This is a genomic window from Salinigranum salinum, from assembly GCF_009176545.1.
GTDB classification, from domain to species: domain Archaea; phylum Halobacteriota; class Halobacteria; order Halobacteriales; family Haloferacaceae; genus Salinigranum; species Salinigranum salinum.
Genome location: NZ_VTOJ01000002.1, coordinates 742,972 through 763,632 on the forward strand (window position 1 = coordinate 742,972; position 20,661 = coordinate 763,632).

Below are 20,661 nucleotides of genomic sequence, written 5' to 3' on the forward strand. Positions count from 1 at the left end.
GCGGCGTTCGAGCGTGCGCCGGCGACATTCGAGCGTGCGTCGGCGACAGCCGACAGTGGCGGACGCCGGTAACAACCGACAGGGGCGGGCGCGACGCCGAACGCGAACGACGGACCGGCGACCGCAACGAGCGCGGCCGGCGACCGCCACGACGCCGAGCGATCGGTCCGAACCGTCCTCGTCGAACACGTGTTGGCTGAGATAGACTTTTGCCGTCGGGGAGTAAACTCCCGGTGAAGGAGAACGCGATGCGAAGTGTGACGAGAGACAGGACCGGCGACCCGTCGACCGAACGACGGTGGCCGGGCGAGGAGTGGTGGACCGCCGAGCACCGCGACGACGGGCGCGCGGTCGGTGCGTCGTCCCGTGGAGCGGCGTGACCGATGTCGGGTCACTCGGCGATCGCGGACGTGGGCGAGACGATCGTGGAGATGCTCCGCGACCGGCTGGAAGCGCTCGACTCCCCCGTCGTCGCCCGCGACGAGGTCGCGCTAGCCTCGCCGGCCGACATCGGTGAGGGAGCGGGCACCACCCCGCGGCTCACGCTCTACCTCTACCGCGTGCAGGAGAACGAACACCTGAAGAACGCGGAGCGGCAGGCGATCACACCCGACACCCGACGGGACCCACCGCTCGCGCTCGACCTCTACTACCTGCTCACCGCCCACCCGTCGGGGACCGGCAGCGGGAACGGAGGCGTCGATCGGTCGGCGGAACAACACATCGTGCTCGGGCGTGCCATGCAGGTGATGCACGACAACGCCGTGCTCGACGGCTCCGCGTTGCGCGGGACGCTGGCCGAAGAGGTCAGGATCTCGCTGTACCCCGAGGTGACGAACGACGTCGTCGGGATCTGGAGCACGTTCGCGGACCGACCGTACCGTCCGTCGGTGGCCTACCTCGTCAGCCCGGTCCTCATCGAGTCGACCGCGACGGCGTCGACCCAGCGCGTCGTGGAGACGCGGACGGACTACTACACGGCGGGAACCGACGGACAGGAGTGAACACGATGACGCCGACGTACACGAGGACGGGGGGAGAACCGCGGGCGGAGACGGGGATGGAGACGAAGACGGAGACGGAGATGGGGACGGGGACGAAGACGGTGGCGGAGAGAGGGACAGGGGCGAAGACGGGGGCACAGCTCCGATGAGCGAGCGGGAGTGGGTCGCCGTCGACAGCCGCGAACGGACGCTATCGCTGGCAGTGATGCCGGTCGACGCCGTCACCGGCGGTCGTCCGATCGAGCCACCCCGGGTCGTCATCGAGGAGGTCGACGCCGACCCGGTCGGGACGCGGTCGGGGTACCACCTCTTTCTCGACCTCCCCGCGACGCCCGACACGGTCACCGTCGTCGTCGACGGAGGATCGCGCTACCTCGACGCGGAACGCGTCGTCGATCGGTCGGCACTGGATCGACTCGACCCGTCGGTGACGGTCGCGCTCGACCCGGCTCCGGCGTATCCGTTCGCGCCGAGAGCGACGCTGCTCCGCGGGAAGGTCACGAACCGGGACGACGAGGGCGTCGAGGGCGTCGCGCTCTCGCTCCGCCACACCGACGTCTCGACGGTGTCGACGACCGGCGGCGACTACGTGCTGTGGCTCGGCGACCTCGTCCGCGAGAGCGTCGAAACCGTTGGAGACCGTCGGCTCGTCCGGGTCAACAACCAGCCCCCGCGACTCGTCGCCGAACACGACGACTACCGCCGAACGGTCGTCACCCAGGAGGTCGAGGAGGCGACGACGACGGTCCGGGACGTGGAGCTACGACCACCCGGTGGGCCGTAGGGCGTGGACGCGAACGGGCCGACACCACGGCCGACATTGTGGTCGGCCGGTCCGTCTGAAATTCATTCATTAGCAAAAATTTATTTGAGTGTACACGACAATGAGGTCACATGACACTGTTGGGTAGGTGGCAGTAGATGCCCGAATACCGATCGCCAGGCGTGTACATCGAGGAGGTCGCGACGGGGGCGGTTCCTATTCAGGGAGTAGGAACGAGCACAGCGGGGTTCCTCGGGTTGACCGAACGGGGCCCGACGACGCCGGAGCTCGTCACGAGCTTCGCCGAGTTCAGACGGACCTACGGCGCGGCCGCCGAGTGGACCTACGGGGAGGGTGACGACGCCGTCGAGGAGTCGTCGTTCCTCGTGTACGCCATCGACGGCTTCTTCAAGAACGGCGGGGGCCGCTGTTACGTCGCCCGGATCGTGGCGAGAGACGCCACGGCCGCCAGCACGACGCTCGACGAGGCCGTCACCGTGACGGCCATCGGCGAGGGGCTCTGGGGGAACGACGTGACCGTCGACGTCGGGACGGGGACGCTCTCGACCGACCTGTTCAGCCTGACGTTCCACTACGGGGAGTACGAGGAGACGTACGGCGACCTCTCGAGCGACCCCACCGACGGCAACTACTACGAGAAGGTCGTCAACGGCAGTTCGACGCTCGTCGAGCTGTCGCGGGCCGGCGAGGGGACGCCCGCGGTCGCCAGCGGCGTCGCGCTCGAAGGCGGGGCGGCCGGGGCCGAAACCGTCGGGCTCGACGACTTCCAGGGCCGCGACACGCCGGGAGACCGCACCGGCCTGGCCGCGTTCGAGGAGATCGACGACATCCAGATCGTCTGCGCACCGGACGAGGTCAACACGACCGACTACGCGGGACTGACAGGCGAACTCCGGACCCACTGCGAGAACATGGGCGACCGGTTCGCGGTCCTGCAGGGCGAGCGGAGCGTCGACATCGACGGGCTCCGCCCCCCGGTCGATTCGGACTACGCGGCGTACTACGTCCCCTGGATCAGGGTCATCGATCCCGAGACGAACGCCCCAGTGCTCGTCCCGCCCGGTGGCCACGTCGCGGGGATCTACGCCCGGAGCGACACGGAGCGGGGCGTCCACAAGGCACCGGCGAACGAGATCGTCCGCGGTGCGCAGGAGCTCCAGCTCAACATCACGAAAGAGGAGCAGGAGGGGCTCAACCCGGTCGGCGTCAACGTCATCCGGAGCTTCCCGGGTCGCGGCATCCGCGTCTGGGGTGCCCGGACGACGTCGAGCGACGCCCTCTGGAAGTACCTGAACGTGCGCCGGCTCTTCCTCTACGTCGAGGAGTCGATCGAGGAGGGGACGCAGTGGGCCGTCTTCGAGCCGAACGACCAGCGGCTCTGGGCGCGCGTCCGTCAGTCCGTCAGCAACTTCCTGACGTCGGTCTGGCGGGACGGCGCGCTGATGGGGACGACGCCCGAGGAGGCGTTCTACGTCACTTGCGACCGCACCACGATGACGCAGGACGACATCGACAACGGGCGGCTGATCGTCGAGGTCGGGATCGCGCCGGTCAAACCCGCGGAGTTCGTCATCTTCCGCATCACCCAGACCGCCGGAGGCTCCGAATGAGCGACGCCGACGCCGGGGCGACGACGAAGCGACCACGACCGACGACGGGGCGGTCACGAACGACGACGGACACCGACATGGAGGACAGGTAGATGCCGGACAGACACGGGCCGTACCGCAACTTCAGATATCTGCTCGAGATCGACGGGATCGCACAGGCGGGGTTCAGCGAGGCGACGATCCCGGAGGCGTCGACCGAGCCGATCGAGTACCGCGAAGGGAACGAAGCGCCGACGGTCAGGAAGCTGTCGAGCCTCAACGCCTACGGGAACGTGACGTTACAGTGGGGCGTCACCACCGACTCGATGGCGCTGTACGAGTGGTGGACGCTGGTCGAACAGGGGAAGGTCGACGAGGCCAGACGGAGCGTCGCCGTGATCGTGCTCGACGAGGAGGGTGAACCGGGTGCCCGGTGGCAGTTCCGCAACGCGTGGCCACAGCAGTACGACGCGCCGGATCTCAGCGCCACCGCCAACGAGGTGGCGATCGAGAGCCTGGAGATCGTCCACGAGGGCATGGAACGGGCCGAGTAGATGAGCGGGTCCGCGCTCCAGACCGAGTTCGAGTTCACCCTCCCCCAGGGGTACGCCGACGAGGAGGGGACTCTCCACCGCGAGGGGACGATGCGGCTCGCCACCGCGGCCGACGAGATCAAACCACTCACCGACCCACGGGTCAGATCGAACGGCTCGTACCTGACGGTGATCCTGCTCGCGCGGGTGATCACCAGACTGGGCACGATCGAGGAGGTGACGCCACACCACGTCGAGAACCTGTTCGTCTCGGATCTGGCGTACCTGCAGGACCTCTACGAGCGAGTGAACGCACGGGGGGCAGACACCGTCGACGCCGTCTGTCCCGAGTGTGGCGAGGGGTTCGAGGTCGAGATCCGGTCGACGTTCGAGCGGGAACCGGAGGAGGTGGAGGCGGGAAACCCGTGAGTTCGCCCTCGTCCCAGCCCCCGATCGAGGGATATCCGCTGGACCGGCTGTACGAGGAGGTCGCCTTCGTCGCGTACCACTTCAACTGGTCACACGACGAAGTGCTCGCCCTGCCGCACTGGGAACGCCGGCGCTGGTGCGAGGAGATCAGCGCGATCAACGAACGGATGTCCGACGACGGCCAGCGGGGACCCTCAGGGTCGAAGCGGTCGCCGCGGTCGCTGGATTCGATCGAACCGGCCGGTGAGCGCTGATGTCGGCGGAACGGACCGACCCCTACCGCGGCTTCCGGTTCCACGTCGAGATCGACGATCTGATCGTCGGGGGGTTTTCCGAGGTCTCGGGCCTGGAGGTCGAGGTGAGGACCGAGGAGTACGAGGAGGGCGGCGTCAACGGGTTCGTCCACAAACTCCCGACCCGCGTGCAGCACCCGAACCTGGTGCTCGAGCGGGGACTGACCGACTCGACCGTCTTCTGGGACTGGATCGAGGCCACGACGTCGCCGCCGGTGACGCGCCGGAACGTCCGGGTGCTGGTGCTGGACTCGCTGGGACAGGAGACCTGGGGATGGGAGTGTCGGGAGGCCTTGCCGGTGCAGTGGAGCGGTCCGACCCTCCAGGCCGACCAGGGGACGGTCGCGCTCGAATCGCTCGAACTGGTCCACCGAGGAATCAGCAGAATGAGGCCACCGTGACCCGAGACACGCGCTCCTCTCGCCGCGAATGACGCCGTACGCCGACAGCCGTGACCACCTCCGAGACGAACTCGCCCGCCTCGACCTCCTGCTCAGACTCCGACTCGAGGAGTGGTGGGAGGAGAACGACCGGCTCGACGAGTTCCGCGGGCTGTACGTCTCCGACGAGGCGGTCGATCGGCTCCTGCAGACGGCGTCTCCCGGCGCGTCCGGCGACGAGGCGGGACGCGAGCGGCGGCGTGACGGACACCAGTCCGGCGAACAGCAGGAGCTCCTCGCCCGGATCGAGGAGGCGACACGCCGTCTGCGCGAGCGGCGGGCGCGGACTCCGGCCGAGCGGGGACTGCGGCTCGACCACCTCGCGGCCCGGTTCGCCCTCGACCGTCGCGACCAGGACGCGCTCCTCGTCGCCGTCGCACCCGAACTCGACCGCAAGTACGAGACGATCTACTCGTACCTCCAGGACGACGTGACCCGGACGCGACCGACCGTCGAGTTGATCCGGCAGATCGTCACCCCGACGGCGGCCGACCGACTCGACGCACGGGCGACGTTCGCGCCGCGGTCGCCGCTCCGGCGGTCGGGACTCGTCCGCGTACGCGACGAGGACCGGCCGCTCCTCTCGAGGACGGTGTCGGTCGACGAACGCGTCGTGGCGTTTCTCCTCGGGGACGACGACGTGGATCCCGAACTCGCGGACGTCGCCGAACTGACCACGGCCGACCGCTCGCTGACCGATCTGGTGATCGACACGGAGCGGCGCGAGGCACTCAAGCGGATCGCCGCGAGACGCGAGGAAGGCGGCCCGTTCGTGATCCACCTCCACGGACCACGCGGCGTCGGCAAGGCCGCAGCGGTGGCCGCGCTGTGCGCGATCGACGGGACACCGATCCTGACGGTAGACGCCCGGGCGATCGAGCCGAGCAGGAGTCGAGACACCTTCGTCCGTCTGCGCAGGGAAGCACACCTCCAGGCCGCGGCCCTCTACCTCAGACAGTTCCCGTCGGCGCGACCGGCGGCGACAGCCGAGGACGAGAGCGAGCGGGTGGACCCGGAGCCTGTCGACCCCGACCGCCTTCTGGGGGAGGTCGACGCGTTCGACGGCCCCGTCTTCCTCTCGGGCGAGCGACCGCTCCCGTCGAGACTTCTGGTCGGCGTGGTGCGCCACGACGTCGCGACGCTCCACCTCCCGCGCCCCGACTACGAACACCGGCGGGCGCTGTGGGAGGCCGTCGACGACCTCCCCGACTCGGTCGACACGGCCGCCCTCGCCGCCACGTTCCGGCTCACGGCCGGGGGGATAAGAGACGCCATGGCGGCGGCCCGGATCGACGCGAACGGCGACGACCTCACCGGAGAACACGTCTATCGGGGCTGTCGGGCGCAGACGGCCGGCAACCTCTCGTCGCTGGCCAAGCGTGTCGAGCCGACGTACACGTGGGACGACATCGTCCTGCCAGCCGATCGGCTCGCCCACCTCCGGGAGGTAGCCGCCCATCTCAGACACCGTGGTCGGGTGTACGACGAGTGGGCGTTCGCGCGGAAGTTCAGCCTCGGCAACGGGCTCAACGTGCTCTTCACGGGGGCGTCGGGGACCGGCAAGACGATGGCCGCCGAGGTCGTCGCCAACGACGCCGGCCTCGAACTGTACAAGATCGACCTCTCGACCGTCGTCAGCAAGTACATCGGCGAGACAGAGAAGAACCTGAGCCGGGTGTTCGACGAGGCCGAGACCAGCGACGCGATCCTCTTCTTCGACGAGGCCGACGCCCTGTTCGGCAAGCGAACCGAAGTAAAAGACTCCCACGACCGCTACGCGAACATCGAGGTGAACTACCTGCTCCAGCGGATCGAAGAACACGACGGGACGGTCGTCCTCACCACCAACTTCGCGGGGAACATCGACGACGCGTTCCGCCGTCGCATCCACCACAGTGTCGACTTCCCGGTGCCCGACCGGGCGTCGCGCGAGGCGATCTGGCGGGGGATCTTCCCCGCGGAGACGCCCGTGGGCACACTCGACTACGACTTCCTCGCGGGGCTCGACCTCGTCGGCGGCAACATCAAGAACGTCGCGCTCACCGCGGCGTTCCTCGCGGCCGACGACGACTCCGCGGTGGAGATGGAACACGTCGTCCGGGCCACGAAACGGGAGTTCCAGAAGCTGGGCCGGCTCCTCAAACCCGAGGAGTTCGGCGAGTACCGCGAGTTCGTCGCGTAACGGTACAGGTACCGCGCTGTCGTGTCCCGCCCTCACCGGAGTGGTCGTGGATGGGAGTCATGGTCCTCGAAGAGCGAGTTCCGATCGGCCGCCTCAGGGTGCAGGGGGGACGCCCGGAATCGCGATGGCGACGACCAGTCCGAGGATGCTCGCGGCGGAGCCGACGTCCGAGAGGATGTCGCGGTCGGATTCGTCGGATGGGTCGAAGAAGTACGCCTCTCCCTTCACGAACGTGTCCTCGAGCACGAACCCACCAGGGACACCGCGACACGCCTGGTTCACGCTCGTGTTCGCCTGCGTCGAGCAGCAGTTCCGCTTGGCCGACATGTGTATCTTGACCCACTCCCAGGGGTTGTTCTCTACCTCGTAGATCTCGATACGGTACCGTGCGGCGTCGACGCACTCACAGCTGCTTCCGAACACCTGGGACTGCTTGTTGCTGTTGTACCGATGAGTGATTCGTGTCGCGTTGAAATCGCCGGCGAACGCCCGGACTGTCGTCGTCGGACCGGTCTCGCCGATCGGCGGAGCTTCGACAGTGGAGAGGTCCCGTCCGGGCGGATGCACGCACTCGGCCTTCTGGACCCGTTCGCTCCCCGCGCGCTGCTGGAGCACGTGAGTCAGTTCGTGGGCGATGAGCTGTCTCCCTGCCGGCGTCTCCGGAGCGTACTCCCCCGCGCCGAACACGACGTCGGTGCCGAGCGTGTACGCCCGTGCGTGGATCGCTCGCGCCGACTCGGCCGCGCGCGGGCCGGTGTGGACGCGGACGTCCTCGAAACTCGTCCCGAAGCGCGGCTCGAAGTACGTGCGGACCGACGCCGGAAGGGGACGCCCGCCGCCCGGTGGCGACACGTCCGAGTCCGCCGTTCGCCCGCTACCGACGGCGCGCCGCTGGATCGTGGGAGGAGTCGCAGTGGAGGCGGTCGTCGACGTGACCGACCCCCGCACGACGGCCTTCGAGACCCGCTCGGCCTCGCGCTCGTACCTGTCGTCCGGGCTCCCGATTCGCCGTTTCGCCTGAGCGGCCGTGTCGCCGGCCGTCGTGGATTCGCCCGTGGTCTCTGTCGTGGATCCCAGCTTCTCCTCACAGTCGGGACAGTCGAGCGACTTGCCGGCGCGGTAGCGCGCCCGACACCGAGGACACAGCGAGCCGACCGGGGCCGCCGTGGAGTCGGACGGCTTGCGTCGCTCCCCTCGCCGGCGTGAGGCGGCGTCGACCATCCGTTGAACCGTCCGGTTTCCGAGCTGTCGCTGGACGCGGTGCAGGGGATGGCCGCTGGGAGACGTGCTCGTTCCCGTCTCTCTGGATGCACGTTCGGCGTTCGTCTCACGTCGCCGTTGGTCCGTGCGTCTCCCGGGCGGTCCTCGAGTCGACGGTCGCTCCTCCTCGGCGGTCCGCTGGCCGGCGCGGGCGTTCATGCGCCCGGCCTGCAGAGAACCAGTCGTTGGTGAACCATGCTAACTCGACTCATCAGTCGACGCCGATCGATAATAGCTCTTTCCGCCCGCGGATCCGGTGGTTCGGGAAGTCGACGTGGAGACGGTCCGAGAAGTTAGTGTAGGGAAACTCATAAGTCGCGTCCGGGAGATGTGAGATCAGTTACCAGCGTCGGACCGACAGAGCCGGCGAGCGCGTCTCGCCGGCCACGCGTCGAGCGCCGACGGGAGGTAATCAGTGCCCGAAACAGGCGATCTCCCCGAGCTACCGCGGTTCTCGCGACCGATCGGGCTCACGGGGCACCTCCCCGAACCGGGAGCTGCCACGGTGGGTCCGGCCAGAGCGATCAGTCTGCTCGGGCCCTTCGCCGGCGTGCTCGCGCTCCGCTCCGGCGAGCGGTCCGGAGCCTGGGGAGGGCCTTCTCTCTCGTACCTCGGGCTCCACCCCTGGATCGTTCAGCACGTCACGAACGAGGCCGCAGCCGGCCGGCGAAACGAGACGACCGACGGCGACGAACCCCCCGGTGACTCCGCAGCCGACGAGTCGACGACGGCGGGAGCCGAGCACGTCACGGTCAGAGAGGTTCTTCGGCGCGGCGGCGACCTGACACGGACTGGGCACGCCCACGTCGTCCGGCCTGCTGGGCGGTCATCGTCCGACGCCACGGCCGGGAGCCGCGAGGCGTCCGGGCGGGTGTCGGAGTGGACCGACGCGGGCGAACGAAGCGCCGGACAGTGGCTCGACCGTCGGGGCGGCCGCGCGGGCGTCCCGGGCGGGGGGGTCGATGCACGCGACGCGACAGAGCGGCGTGGGTCGCTCGGTCGGACCGGAGCGAGCGAAGTGGGAGGTGGGAGCGAACCAGCAGGCGGGAACGAAGCGGTCGAGGGAGGTGACGCGGCCGACGACCGCGTCGGTCCGGACGAACGCGAGGCCGCGGCGGTCGGACGGCCGGGCTCGGGCGACGAGGAGCACCCGGGCGGCCGGGAGAGACAGACGGACGAGAGAGCGGTTCGGGCTCGCTGGTCCCCCCGCCGGCGACTCGACCCGCGACCGACGCTGCGCGTGAGAGAACTCACGACGACCACGCCCCGGTCGAGACGACCGTCGCGGCCTCACCGGGGGGCGGACCACGACGCCGACGGCGGGGCGAACGCCGCGAGATCGACCGAGGTCGCCGCCCGTCACGGTCGGTCGAACGCCCCGGCCGGCGAGGTGAGAGCCGACAGCGCGCTTGCCACCACTGCAGGAGCGGACGAGGACCGAGCTCGGACTCACGTAGGAGGCGAATCCCGGGGGGCAGGAGACGAACCTCCACAACCCCGGAGTCGGACGGACGCGACTGAACCACGGCGGCCGACCCGTGGGCCAGCAGCCGCACCCCCGGGCGTGGACCGATCCGACGGTGAGGACCGGAGGGGACGGGACAGCCGGACGGAGCGCTCCCGCGCGACGGAGTCGCTGTCCGTCCGCCGGCCGACCGGACGACGGGCCGACGACGGATCCGAAGTACCGTCGGAGCGACGGATACAACCGGATTCGACGAAGACGGCGAACGCGCCGGCTCGCCGGTCGGAACCCACCGCCGGCGTGCCGACCGATTACCCCCGGTTGGTCGTCGACACGGCGTCGGCCACCCGGGACAGGACGTCGTCCCGAGAGGGATCCTCGTCGCAGAACGAGACGGCGGCACGGAACGGAACGACCGGCCGGCGGGACGACCGGCCAGGTACCGACCGCAGGACGTCGGCGACGGCGCGCGGTCGTCGACCCGGACACCCCGGGGACGCGAACGAGACGCGTGCACCGACCAGCGTCATCCCGGAACGGGGGGTCGAACTCGAGCGGCTCGTCGACCGACTCTACCGGGAACTCGAGCGAAAGAGCCGTATCGAACGGGAACGGATGGGAAGTTGACATGATATTCGACACGAACCCGCGGGCCGGAGACGGGTCGGCGAACAGGAGATGGAACGGACGGGCACGGTCCACCACCCCGATGGGATGGGAGGTCGGTGCCGTGAGGAGAACACCGGAAGCGACACCACGGCGGGTGGCCTGAGATGGGCGCACGAGCCACGGGGTCGAAGCTGCAGGACGCCGTGATACAGGTGCTCGACGCCAGCGGTGACCCGGTCAGCGGCGCGGAGATCCCGGTCGCGTTCAAGCCCACGGACTACAGTCTGACCCGGAGCGTCACGTACGGGAGCCAGAGCCTCCCCGGAAACCGGACGCCCGTGACCCAGTTCGTCAGCGGCGAGGCGGACACGCTGACGATGGAGCTGTTCTTCGACACGTTCGAGACGGGGACCGACGTCAGGGAGCAGACCGACCGGATCGACGGCCTCCTCGCGGTCGACGCCGAACTGCACGCCCCGCCGACCTGCCGGTTCGTCTGGGGGAGCCTCAACTTCCGGTCCGTCGTTGAGTCCGCGAACAAGTCGTTCACGATGTTCCTCGACGACGGGACGCCGGTGCGGGCCCGCGTCGACGTGACGTTCCGGGAGTACGCTCCGCCCGGCGACGAACAGGCGGCCCGGCCGCGGCAGTCGGCCGACCGGACGAAGCGCTGGCGGGTGACGGAGGGCGACACGCTCTGGTCGATCGCCGCGAGCGAGTACGGCGATCCGACGAAGTGGCGGGTCGTCGCGACGGCGAACGGGATCGAGAACCCGCGCACGCTGACGATCGGGGTGGAGTTGACGCTCCCGCCGCTGGGGTCGCCGTGAGCCTCGCGGCGTTCGGGGAGAAGTACCGGGGCTTCTACACCCCCCGGTTCACCGTCGGCGTCGGATCGACGACGTTCACGGAGTCGAGCGGGGTGATCTCCGACCTGTCGGTCGACACGGCCGTCGACAGGGCCGACCGTGCGTCGTTCACGCTGAACTACCCGTTCGACCACGAGACCGGCGAGTTCGACGGCCTGGACTGGACGGCGTTCGAGCCCGGGGTCGACCTCGCCGTGTCGATGGGGTACGCCGACGAACTCGAACCGCTGTTCGTAGGACGGATCCAGTCGGTCGAGCCGACGTTCCCGTCGGGTGAGGGACCGACCGTGAGAGTGAGCGGCTACGGGTTGATCCACGAGATGACGCGCGGCACCAGGTCGCGCTCGTGGGACGACGCGACCGACAGCGACGTCGCGCGCGAGATCGCGTCGGACCACGGCTTCACCGACCTGACGGTCGAGTCGACCGACCTCGAACGGCCGAAGATCATCCAGCAGGGACAGAGCGACTACAGCTTCCTCGAGGGACTGGCCGAGCGGAACTACTTCGAGCTGTTCGCGCGACGGGACGCCTTCGAGTTCGGTCCGCCCAGACAGCGGAGCGAGCCGATCGCCACACTGCGGTACGGCGAGTCGCTCGACTCGTTCTCGCCGACGATCAACCGAGCCGAGCAGGTCGGCACGGTCGTGGTCAGAGGGTGGGATCCGGCGACGCGGGAGCCGATCGTCGGACGCGCGGAGCACGGGGAGTCGTCCGCGGCTGGAACGCGCGTGCTGGAGATCCCCGTCGGCTCGACCGAGGAGGCCAACCGGATCGCCGAGGCCGACCTGAACCGGACGCTCCAGGGCGAAGTCGAGGGGAGCGCCGAGACCGTCGGTCTCCCCGAGATCCAGGCAGGCGAGTGGGTGCGACTCGAGGGCACCGGCGAGCGGTTCACCGGCAACTACTACGTGGAGAGTGCGACCCACACGCTGGGTGCCAGTGGCTACCGGACCACGTTCCAGATCACGGAGACACCGACATGAGCGCCCCGGGCGGGTTCGGACGGACGGGCTCGATCCCCGGCGTCGCCGTGGCGATCGTGACCGACAACGAGGACCCCGAGGGGATGGGCCGGGTGCGGGTGACCTATCCGTGGCGGGACGCCGACGACGAGAGCCACTGGGCGCGGATCGCGACCCCGATGGCGGGCGGCGGGATGGGCGCGTACTTCCTGCCCGAGGTCGACGACGAGGTCCTGGTCGCGTTCGAGAACGGCGACATCCACTACCCGTACGTCGTCGGGAGCCTGTGGAACGGAACGGACGCACCCCCAGCGGACAACGCCGACGGGAAGAACGACGTGCGGCTGATCCGCTCGCGGAGCGGCCACGAGATCGTCCTGAACGACTCCGACAGCGAGGGGAGAGTCGAGATCACGACCGCCGGCGGCCACACGATCGTCCTCGACGACAGCTCGGGGAGCGAGACGGTCGAGATCGCGGACGCGGGTGGCAACGCGATCACGCTCGACACACAGGGCCTGTCGATCACGGGGGCGTCGAAGGTCAGCATCTCGGCCCCGATGCTCGAATTCAAAGGCGACGGCAACGTGAGTGTCGAGGCTTCCGGTATCCTAACACTTAAGGGTTCGTTAGTGAAGATTAACTAAGGTGATCGAGTGCCACCAGCAGCACGCGTGTTAGATCCGACGTCGCACGGAAGCCCACTCGCCGGTGCGGGGAGTCCGACCGTCCTGATCGGCGGGATGCCCGCCTGGCGGGTCGGCGTCGACGTACACGTGTGCCCGCTCGTCACGGGGACCGTCCCACACGTCGGGGGATCGGTCGCCGTGGGGAGCACCAGCGTACTGATCAACAACGTGCCAGCGGCGCGGCAGGGCGACGTCGTCGTCGAGAGCGGACCCCCGAACACGATCGCTGGCGGCTGTCCGAGCGTCCTCATCGGGTGACGCTCGGCCGGAGACGGACGCGGACGCGTCGGCGGGGCGGACGACCCCCGTCGGTCGGTGGCGTTCGACGGCGGACCCGACAGGCTGGAGTACCTACATGCAACGTGATTTCCTCGGAACGGGGTGGAGCTTTCCGGTCGAGCCGGACGCCACGGGCGACGTCGAACTGTCGTCGGGCGAGGCCGACGTCGCGGAGTCGATCTGGATCGTCCTCGGCACGGCCAAGGGCGAGCGGACCATGCGACCCGACTTCGGCTGCGGGATCCACGACTACGTGTTCGCGACGGTCAACACGACGACGCTGAACCTGATCGAGACGAGCGTCCGGGAGGCGCTGATCAGGTGGGAGCCGCGGATCGAGGTGCAGAACGTCGAGATCAGGACCGACGAGATCCGGACGGGGAAGCTCCTCGTCGACATCGACTACCGGATCAGGAACAGCAACACCGAGGCCAACCTGGTGTACCCGTTCTACCTGGAGGAGTGAGTCGGTGGCGAGCAACGAGCCGGTCGTCGACGGGCGGGAGAGCGAGGAACTGCTCGAACGGAGCCGGCGGATCGCGCCGTTCTACACGACCGAGTGGGATCCCGACGCCGAGGACGCCGGGAGCGTCCTCCTCGAGATCGTCTCGCGGATGGCGGCCGACGTGGTCGACCGCCTCGACCGGGTGCCCGAGAAACACCGCGTCTCCTTCTTCGACACCCTCGGCTTCGGCAGGCAGCCGCCACAGCCGTCGCGGGTGCCGCTGGTGGTCCGCGTCGCCGAGAACGTCGGCGAGAACGTGCCGATCCCGGCGGGGACGCAGGCGGTGGCAGAGGCCACGGAGACGACGCCGGAGACGACGTTCGAGGTAGTCCCCGAGGGCGGGTTCGAGGCGACGCCGGCGACGATCGAGCGGGTGTACAGCGTCGATCCGGCTGCCGATCGGATCGTCGAACACTGGACCGCGCTCCAGTCGGGATCGACGAGCGAGCTGTTCGACGGGACGAACCTGCAGGAACACGCGCTCTACCTGGCCCACGGCGATCTCCTCACGCTGAACCCCGGGTCGACGATCCAGGTGACGGTCCGGACGGACGCGAGCGAGGCCGTCCTGTCGACCCTCCTCTGGTCGTACTACGGGACGGGCGGCGACACGGCGCCCGGGGAGGGCTGGCACGAGTTCGAGCACACGTGGCGCGACGACTCCGACGGAACGGGGTCCGTGGTCGAACTCACCCTCCCGGCGACCGGCGAACTCGTCGAGACGACCGTCGACGGGACAGAGAGCCGGTGGCTCCGCGTCGCGACGCCCGCGGTCGTCGACGCCGACGAACTGACCGACCACTTCGGCGTCGCCATCGACGACGTCGCGCTCGGCACCGGCCCGGACCGACTCGATCCCGACGACCTGCTCGCGAACGACGTCCCGCTGCCGACCGACGAGAGCGACGACTTGCTGGTCCCGCTCGGTGAGACGCCGAGGGTCCTCGACGCCTGCTACCTCGGCTCCGCGGAGGCGCTGACGAAGAAGGGGGCGGCGGTCGCGGTGACGTTCGTCGGCGTGCCCGCGGTGGTGTTCGTGGACCAGGAGATCGACGGTCCCACCGTATCGGTCCAGTCCGCGACGCTCCCACACGGTGGGTTCGTCGCGGTCTACGACACGTCGGCGGGCGCGGAGCCGTCCCCGGAGACCCTGCTCGGCGTCACGAGCCACCTCGACGCGGGAACACACGACGACGTCGCGGTGTCGTTGTCCGACCCGACCGACACCGCCGTCGACTGGTCGACGCTCGAGACCGAACGCCGGTTCACCGTACGACTCCACCGCGACACCGACGGGGACGAGGTGTCCGACGCCACCACCGACGGCGACGACGGGAGCGCGCTCGGCGAGCCGTACCGGATCGACGGGGAGGTGGTGTCGGCGACGGCCACGGTGCGTTCCGGTAGCGACGGGCCGGAGCCGACGGTCACGTTCCGGCCCCAGCGCTCCGACGGGACGACCGTCACCGTCGAGACCGTGGTGCTCGCCGAGGCCGGATTCGTCGCCGTCTCCGAGGGCGCGCCGACCGAAGCGACCGAGCCGACGGACGTCGTCGGCGTCTCGACGCCCCTCGACGCGGGGAGCCACCGGGACGTCGAGATCACGCTGTTCGACGTGCCCGGCGGGACGTTCGACCGGTCGACGCTCGCGGCGAGCGAGACGCTGACCGCGCGGCTCCACCGCGACACCGACGGCGACGGCGTCTTCGACTACCTCGCGTCGGAGGGGTCGGAAGACGGACCGTACACCGACGACGCCGGCGACGACGTGGCCGACAGCGCGGTCGTGACCGTCGAGGAACTGCCCGAACCGGGGCTCTCCTGGGAGTACTGGGACGGTGACGCCTGGTCGCGGATCGACGGTCTCGACGACGGGACGGACCGACTGCGGTCCCCCGGACGGGTCGCGTTCACCGTCCCGGACGATCTCGCGCCGACCACGGTCGCCGGTCACGAGGGCCACTGGATCCGCGCCCGCCTGGTGAGCGGCGAGTACGTCCGAGTGACGTACGAGGAGACCGACGACGGCGACCTCCTGACGCGAACGGTCTCGGGCGAGCCACCGCGCTTCGGGCACGTCTCGCTGCGCTACGAGCAACGGACGCCGCCACGACACCTCCGGACGCACAACAACCTGGCCTGGGTCGATCCGCAACCAGGCGGATCGCCGGGTGAGGGGACGGGGGGCGACGGGACGGGGAGTGGAGCCACCACGGGTACCGACGGTATCGGTCGGCTCACCCCGTTCGTCCGGCTCCCCGACCGGACACAGGCGCTCTACGTCGGGACGGACCGCCCGCTCGAGGACGGACCGATCACGCTGCTGGTCACGCGAACCGACGTCGAGTACGCCGACGGCTTCCACCCGCGGATCCGGTGGGAGTACCGCACCGCCGACGCCGGAGGCGCGGGGGAAGCGGCGACCGACGAGTGGCTTCGGCTCGACGCGCAGGACGGCACGGAGGGCCTGACCGAGCGGGGGATCGTGCGGCTGGTCTTCCCCGAGGCGACCCCCGCGACGACGCTGTTCGATCACGACGCACACTGGATCCGCGCCCGGGTGACCGGCACCGAGTTCACGACGGGGACGGCGGACGGTACGGGGACGTCGTCGGGGGCGTCGGGCTCGTCAGTGTCGACGGCGACCACGTCGGCCTCGTCGGGATCGTCACCGGCGTCGGTATCGACGACGGCGACGACGGCGACGACCCCCGTGGCGATCACGGCCGTCGACCCCCTGCGAGGTCGGGTCGTGGTCGAGAACCGCGGCGAGGCGGTCGTCGATCTCGGTGGACACCGGCTGACGTTCGCGTGCGTCTCCCCCGACGTCCGGCCCGGCGTGTTCCCGGACGGGACCACGGTCGGTCCCGGGCAGTCGCTCGTCGTCGGGGTGGGCGGCGACTCCTCCGATGCGGGGTCGTCGACAGGGGTCGACGTCCGGTTCGAGCACGCGGTCCTCGACGACCGGGTGAACGTGGTGGCGATCCGGACACCCGACGGAGTGCTCGTCGCCGAGCGGACCGCGGGTCTCCCGTCGCCCTGCGACGTGACGGTCGAGACGGCGCCCCCCGGCGGGGCACCGACGACCGATCCGCCGGCGCTGACGGGGCTGTCCCTCAACGCCGGGTGGGCGTCGAACGTGACGACGGTTCGGACGGAGCTCCTGGGTTCGAGCGACGGCACGCAGGACCAGACGTTCGACGTCTCGACGCCGCCGGTCGTCGACGAGGAGGTCTGGGTGGACGAACAGTCGGCGCTCTCCGAGCGGGCGCGAGCGGAGCTGACGGAGACGCAGCCGGACGCCGTCGAGGCGGTGACCGGGCCGAGGGGCGAACTCCGGGAGTTCTGGGTTCGCTGGACCCCGGTCGAGGACTTCCTCGGCGTGGCGGCGGACGCGAGAGCGTACACGGTGGACCCGCTGACCGGCGTGATCACCTTCGGCGACGGCGTCAGGGGCGCGATCCCACCGATCGGTCGCGACAACGTCCGGGCGAGCTACCGGACGGGCGGCGGGACGGCAGGGAACGCCCCCGCCGACACGGTCACCAGCCTGACGAGCTCGATCCCGTTCGTCGACTCGATCACCAACCCGGAGGCGGGCGACGGCGGTGCAGCGGCGGAGTCGACCGGGGCGGTCCTCTCGCGCGCGCCGCGGGAGCTCAGGGACCGCGGCCGGGCCGTGACGTCGGCCGACTTCGAGCGGGTGGCGATGGACGCCTCCCGGACGCTCGCCAGGGTGCGATGCCTGCCGGGGATGGACGAGGCGGGCGAGCGCAGCCCCGGCTGGGTGACGCTGCTGATCGTGCCGTCGGCCGGCCGTCGGAAACCCGTGCCGTCCGTCGAGTTGAAGCGGCAGGTCGTGGCGGCGGTAGGGAGCGACGCGCCGGCCACGCTCACCGCTCCGGACCGACTCGTCGTCCGCGGGCCGAACTACGTCGAGGTCTCGGTCGAGACCGAGGTGGTCGCTGCCGGCACCGGGAGCGTCTCGACGCTGGAGGAGACGGTCACCGACGCGATCGACGACTTCCTCCACCCCCTCACCGGTGGGCCGTCGGGTGACGGGTGGGCGTTCGGCTCCCTCCCCTGTCTCTCGGACCTCTACGCCCTGCTGGAAGGGATCGACGGCGTCGACCACGTCGCCGACCTCGTCGTGCGGTTCGAGGGGAGCGGTGCGCCGATCACGGTGACCGAGGGAGGAGCGGAGCCGAGCGCGGCATCGGACGCGCTGGTCTGCAGCGGGCGACACGACGTGGTGGGACGGGGGGGTGTGTAGATGGGACTCGACGTGCCGAACCTGGACGACAGGACCTACGAGGAGTTGCTCGAGGACGCCCGGAAGCTGATCCCGGTCCACTCCGAGGAGTGGACCGACCACAACGCCCACGATCCCGGGATCACGATCCTGGAGACGCTCGCGTGGATCGCCGAGACGTACGTCTACCAGCTGGACCAGGTGACCGACGCACACCGCCGGAAGTACCTGAAGCTCCTCGGGGTCCTCCCGCGGTATCCGACGCCCGCGTCGGTCGAGCTACAGCTGACGCCCACCCCCGGTTTCGCGGGCGAGCGCGTGCCGGCGGGCGTGACGGTCGTGGCCGCCGACGGAGCGGACGGTGCCGACGACTCACCGACGCCGGCCAGTCCGTCGACGGACGGCGGGCCAGCGACCGGGACCGTGTTCGAGACGACCGCGCCGTTCACACCCACACTGACCGGTCTCGAACGGGTCGTCTCGGAGGACCGTGCGGGACGCACCGACAACACGACCGCCAACGGGGCCGACGGGATGCACTACCTGGCGTTCGGCGAGGCGGCAGAGGCGGGGAGTTCGATCTACCTCGGCTTCGATCGCGACCCCTTCGCGACACCCCGGCTGGACCTCACCGTCGACTTCCACGAGGAGGGGCTGCCGGTGCCGGCGTCCCACGGCGACGAGCCACCCGAGTTCGGCCCGCTGGTCGAGACCTCTCGCACCCCCTGCAAGGTGACGTTCGAGCCCTCGGTGGCGGTCGTCTGGGAGCACTGTACCGACTACGCGACGTGGCACGACGACGCGGTCTGGGCCGACGTCGCGGTCGCCCACGACGGGACGAACCAGCTGTACGGGAGCGGGACCGTCTCGCTGGCTCGCCCGCCCACCTGGCAGCCTGCAGACGCACGCGAGACGATACTCGACCAGGACACGGCGTACTACTGGCTCCGCTGTCGCGTGGTCGAAGCGGGATACGAGATCCCGCCGCAGCTCGACGCGATCCGGCTGAACGTCGTGCCGGCGCGTCAGCGAACCGTCGTCAGGGGTGAGACGCTCCGACGCGACGTCGACGAGGGCCACACCACGGACCGCGAGTCGACGACGGCCCGCCCCGGGCAACGGTTCGTCTTCGCGAACGCGCCGGTGCTCGACGCGACGGTCAGCGTCGGCGACTCGCGGTGGACGCGCGTCGACGACTTCGACGCCTCCAGCCCGGACGACACCCACTACGTGCTCGAGAGCACGGCGGGGGCGGTCAGGTTCGGCGACGGCGTCAGGGGCGCGATCCCGCGGGTGGGGCAGTCGGTCGTGGCCGAGCAGTACGTTCACGGGGGCGGCGAGGCCGGTAACGTCGCCGCCGGGACCGACTGGTGGTTCCGGAGCGACGGGGTGTACACGTACTACTGTACCCCGCATCGGGCGCGAGGGATGCGCGGGGCGATCGTCGTCGGCGACCCCGCGGAGACCGCGGACGGGACGCCCGTCGAGCCGGAGTACGGCGGATGGTTCGGGGCCGACCCCACGGATTCGACGGACGAGAGCGCGGTCGACAGCTACGACGGAACCGTCGACCGGCGCGGGGAGGCGGAGGTGACCGTCGAGGTCGGCGCCGACGGGAACGACGGTGCGTTCGCCTTCTCGCCGACCGCGGTCCGGATCGACCCGGGGACGACCGTCCGGTTCGTCTGGGTCACGGACGGACACGACGTCGTCGTCGAGAGCCAGCCCGCGGGGAGCGACTGGACGGGTCACCCCGAGGTCGCCGACGCGGGGACCGAGGCGAGCCACACGTTCGCGGTCGGCCGGCTCAGAGCGCTGCCGGTGACGGCACGCGGTGGCGCGACCGGCGGCCGCGACGCGGAGTCGGTCGACGAGGCGCTGGGCCGGCTGAAACGCGACCTCGACACGCCCTACCGGACGGTCACGCGCAACGACTACCGGGACGTGGCGATGTCGACGCCCGGGTTGCGGTTCGGGCGGGCGACCGCGCTGGTCGACGCTGGCCCCGAGCGCGAGGGGTGTGAGACCGCCCAGAGCGTGACCGTCGTGGTGGTCCCCTACAGCACGCAGAACCCGCCGGTGCCGAGCCGCGGCTTCCTCGAGGCGGTCCGACGCCACCTCCGGAAACACCGCCTCCTCACCGACCGGGTGGAGGTCCACCCCCCGACGTTCGTCGCGGTCGGGGTCGTCGCCGACGTCCGCCTCGTGCCGGGATATTCGGAGGCCGGTCGAACGGAGGCGGTGACGGCGGCGCTCGACGCGTTCCTCGACCCGCTGGAGGGGTTCGACGGCGAGGGCTGGCCGTTCGGCCGGACCCTGTACGCGTCGGAGGTGTACGCGGTGATCGAGGGCATCGAGGGCGTCGACTGCGTGCGCGATCTCACGCTCCGCGCCCGGGGAGCCGAACGAATCGACGGGGACGGAAACGTCGTGATCGCACCGACGGCGCTGCTCTCGCCGGCCGACCACGACGTCTCAGTGACCGCCGACCGCGACGGCTGCGAGGTGCGCTGA

General features: G+C 70.1%; 16 protein-coding genes and 1 pseudogene. 16 read left to right on the forward strand and 1 reads right to left on the reverse strand.

Annotation, left to right across the window (positions count from 1 at the left end; genetic code table 11):
- Positions 1–383: 383 nt before the first annotated feature.
- From FZP69_RS15295 to FZP69_RS15330, 9 genes and pseudogenes are all read left to right on the forward strand, one after another.
- On the forward strand, positions 384–1,004 hold the full coding sequence (locus FZP69_RS15295) for a DUF4255 domain-containing protein (protein WP_152042253.1): 621 nt from the start codon (positions 384–386) through the stop codon (positions 1,002–1,004).
- A 5-nt stretch (positions 1,005–1,009) separates the two neighbouring features.
- The gene (locus FZP69_RS22660) at positions 1,010–1,153 is read left to right on the forward strand and encodes a hypothetical protein (protein ID WP_192918601.1); all 144 of its coding nucleotides are present in this window, start codon (positions 1,010–1,012) and stop codon (positions 1,151–1,153) included.
- Positions 1,150–1,788 carry a hypothetical protein gene (locus FZP69_RS15300; RefSeq protein ID WP_152042254.1) on the forward strand — a complete coding sequence of 213 codons (639 nt, stop codon included), beginning with the start codon at positions 1,150–1,152 and terminating at the stop codon, positions 1,786–1,788. The genes FZP69_RS22660 and FZP69_RS15300 overlap by 4 nt, the downstream gene beginning before the upstream one ends.
- A 137-nt stretch (positions 1,789–1,925) precedes the next feature.
- A complete protein-coding gene (locus FZP69_RS15305) occupies positions 1,926–3,398 on the forward strand; it encodes a phage tail sheath family protein (protein ID WP_152042255.1) in 1,473 nt (490 codons plus the stop codon).
- A gap of 92 nt (positions 3,399–3,490) precedes the next feature.
- Positions 3,491–3,931, forward strand: a complete 441-nt coding sequence (locus FZP69_RS15310) for a phage tail protein (RefSeq protein ID WP_152042256.1) — start codon at positions 3,491–3,493, stop codon at positions 3,929–3,931.
- Positions 3,932–4,294: pseudogene (locus FZP69_RS15315) on the forward strand (hypothetical protein); the annotation flags it as partial.
- Positions 4,295–4,335: 41 nt separating this feature from the next.
- A complete protein-coding gene (locus tag FZP69_RS15320; protein ID WP_152042258.1) occupies positions 4,336–4,593 on the forward strand; it encodes a DUF6760 family protein in 258 nt (85 codons plus the stop codon).
- Complete coding sequence (locus FZP69_RS15325) at positions 4,593–5,033, forward strand: phage tail protein (protein WP_152042259.1); 441 nt, start codon at positions 4,593–4,595, stop codon at positions 5,031–5,033. The genes FZP69_RS15320 and FZP69_RS15325 overlap by 1 nt, the downstream gene beginning before the upstream one ends.
- 28 nt (positions 5,034–5,061) lie before the next feature.
- Positions 5,062–7,254 carry an ATP-binding protein gene (locus FZP69_RS15330; protein ID WP_152042260.1) on the forward strand — a complete coding sequence of 731 codons (2,193 nt, stop codon included), beginning with the start codon at positions 5,062–5,064 and terminating at the stop codon, positions 7,252–7,254.
- A 93-nt stretch (positions 7,255–7,347) separates the two neighbouring features.
- Here FZP69_RS15330 and FZP69_RS15335 read toward each other — a convergent pair whose 3' ends face one another.
- Positions 7,348–8,475, reverse strand: coding sequence for an eCIS core domain-containing protein (locus FZP69_RS15335; RefSeq protein ID WP_192918602.1), 1,128 nt, complete (start codon positions 8,473–8,475; stop codon positions 7,348–7,350).
- Between the two features lie 2,277 nt (positions 8,476–10,752).
- On the opposite strand from FZP69_RS15335, the gene FZP69_RS15340 reads away from it, so the two are divergent.
- From FZP69_RS15340 to FZP69_RS15370, 7 genes are all read left to right on the forward strand, one after another.
- Positions 10,753–11,418, forward strand: coding sequence for a CIS tube protein (locus FZP69_RS15340; RefSeq protein WP_152042262.1), 666 nt, complete (start codon positions 10,753–10,755; stop codon positions 11,416–11,418).
- Positions 11,415–12,443 (forward strand): phage late control D family protein, encoded by a 1,029-nt coding sequence (locus tag FZP69_RS15345; protein ID WP_152042263.1) that lies wholly within the window; start codon positions 11,415–11,417, stop codon positions 12,441–12,443. The genes FZP69_RS15340 and FZP69_RS15345 overlap by 4 nt, the downstream gene beginning before the upstream one ends.
- Positions 12,440–13,069 carry a phage baseplate assembly protein V gene (locus FZP69_RS15350; RefSeq protein WP_152042264.1) on the forward strand — a complete coding sequence of 210 codons (630 nt, stop codon included), beginning with the start codon at positions 12,440–12,442 and terminating at the stop codon, positions 13,067–13,069. Before FZP69_RS15345 ends, FZP69_RS15350 begins: the two co-directional genes overlap by 4 nt.
- A 9-nt stretch (positions 13,070–13,078) precedes the next feature.
- Positions 13,079–13,369 (forward strand): PAAR domain-containing protein, encoded by a 291-nt coding sequence (locus tag FZP69_RS15355; RefSeq protein WP_152042265.1) that lies wholly within the window; start codon positions 13,079–13,081, stop codon positions 13,367–13,369.
- 97 nt (positions 13,370–13,466) lie between these two features.
- Complete coding sequence (locus FZP69_RS15360) at positions 13,467–13,856, forward strand: GPW/gp25 family protein (protein ID WP_152042266.1); 390 nt, start codon at positions 13,467–13,469, stop codon at positions 13,854–13,856.
- A gap of 4 nt (positions 13,857–13,860) precedes the next feature.
- A complete protein-coding gene (locus FZP69_RS15365) occupies positions 13,861–18,168 on the forward strand; it encodes a putative baseplate assembly protein (protein ID WP_152042267.1) in 4,308 nt (1,435 codons plus the stop codon).
- Complete coding sequence (locus FZP69_RS15370) at positions 18,169–20,661, forward strand: putative baseplate assembly protein (protein WP_152042268.1); 2,493 nt, start codon at positions 18,169–18,171, stop codon at positions 20,659–20,661.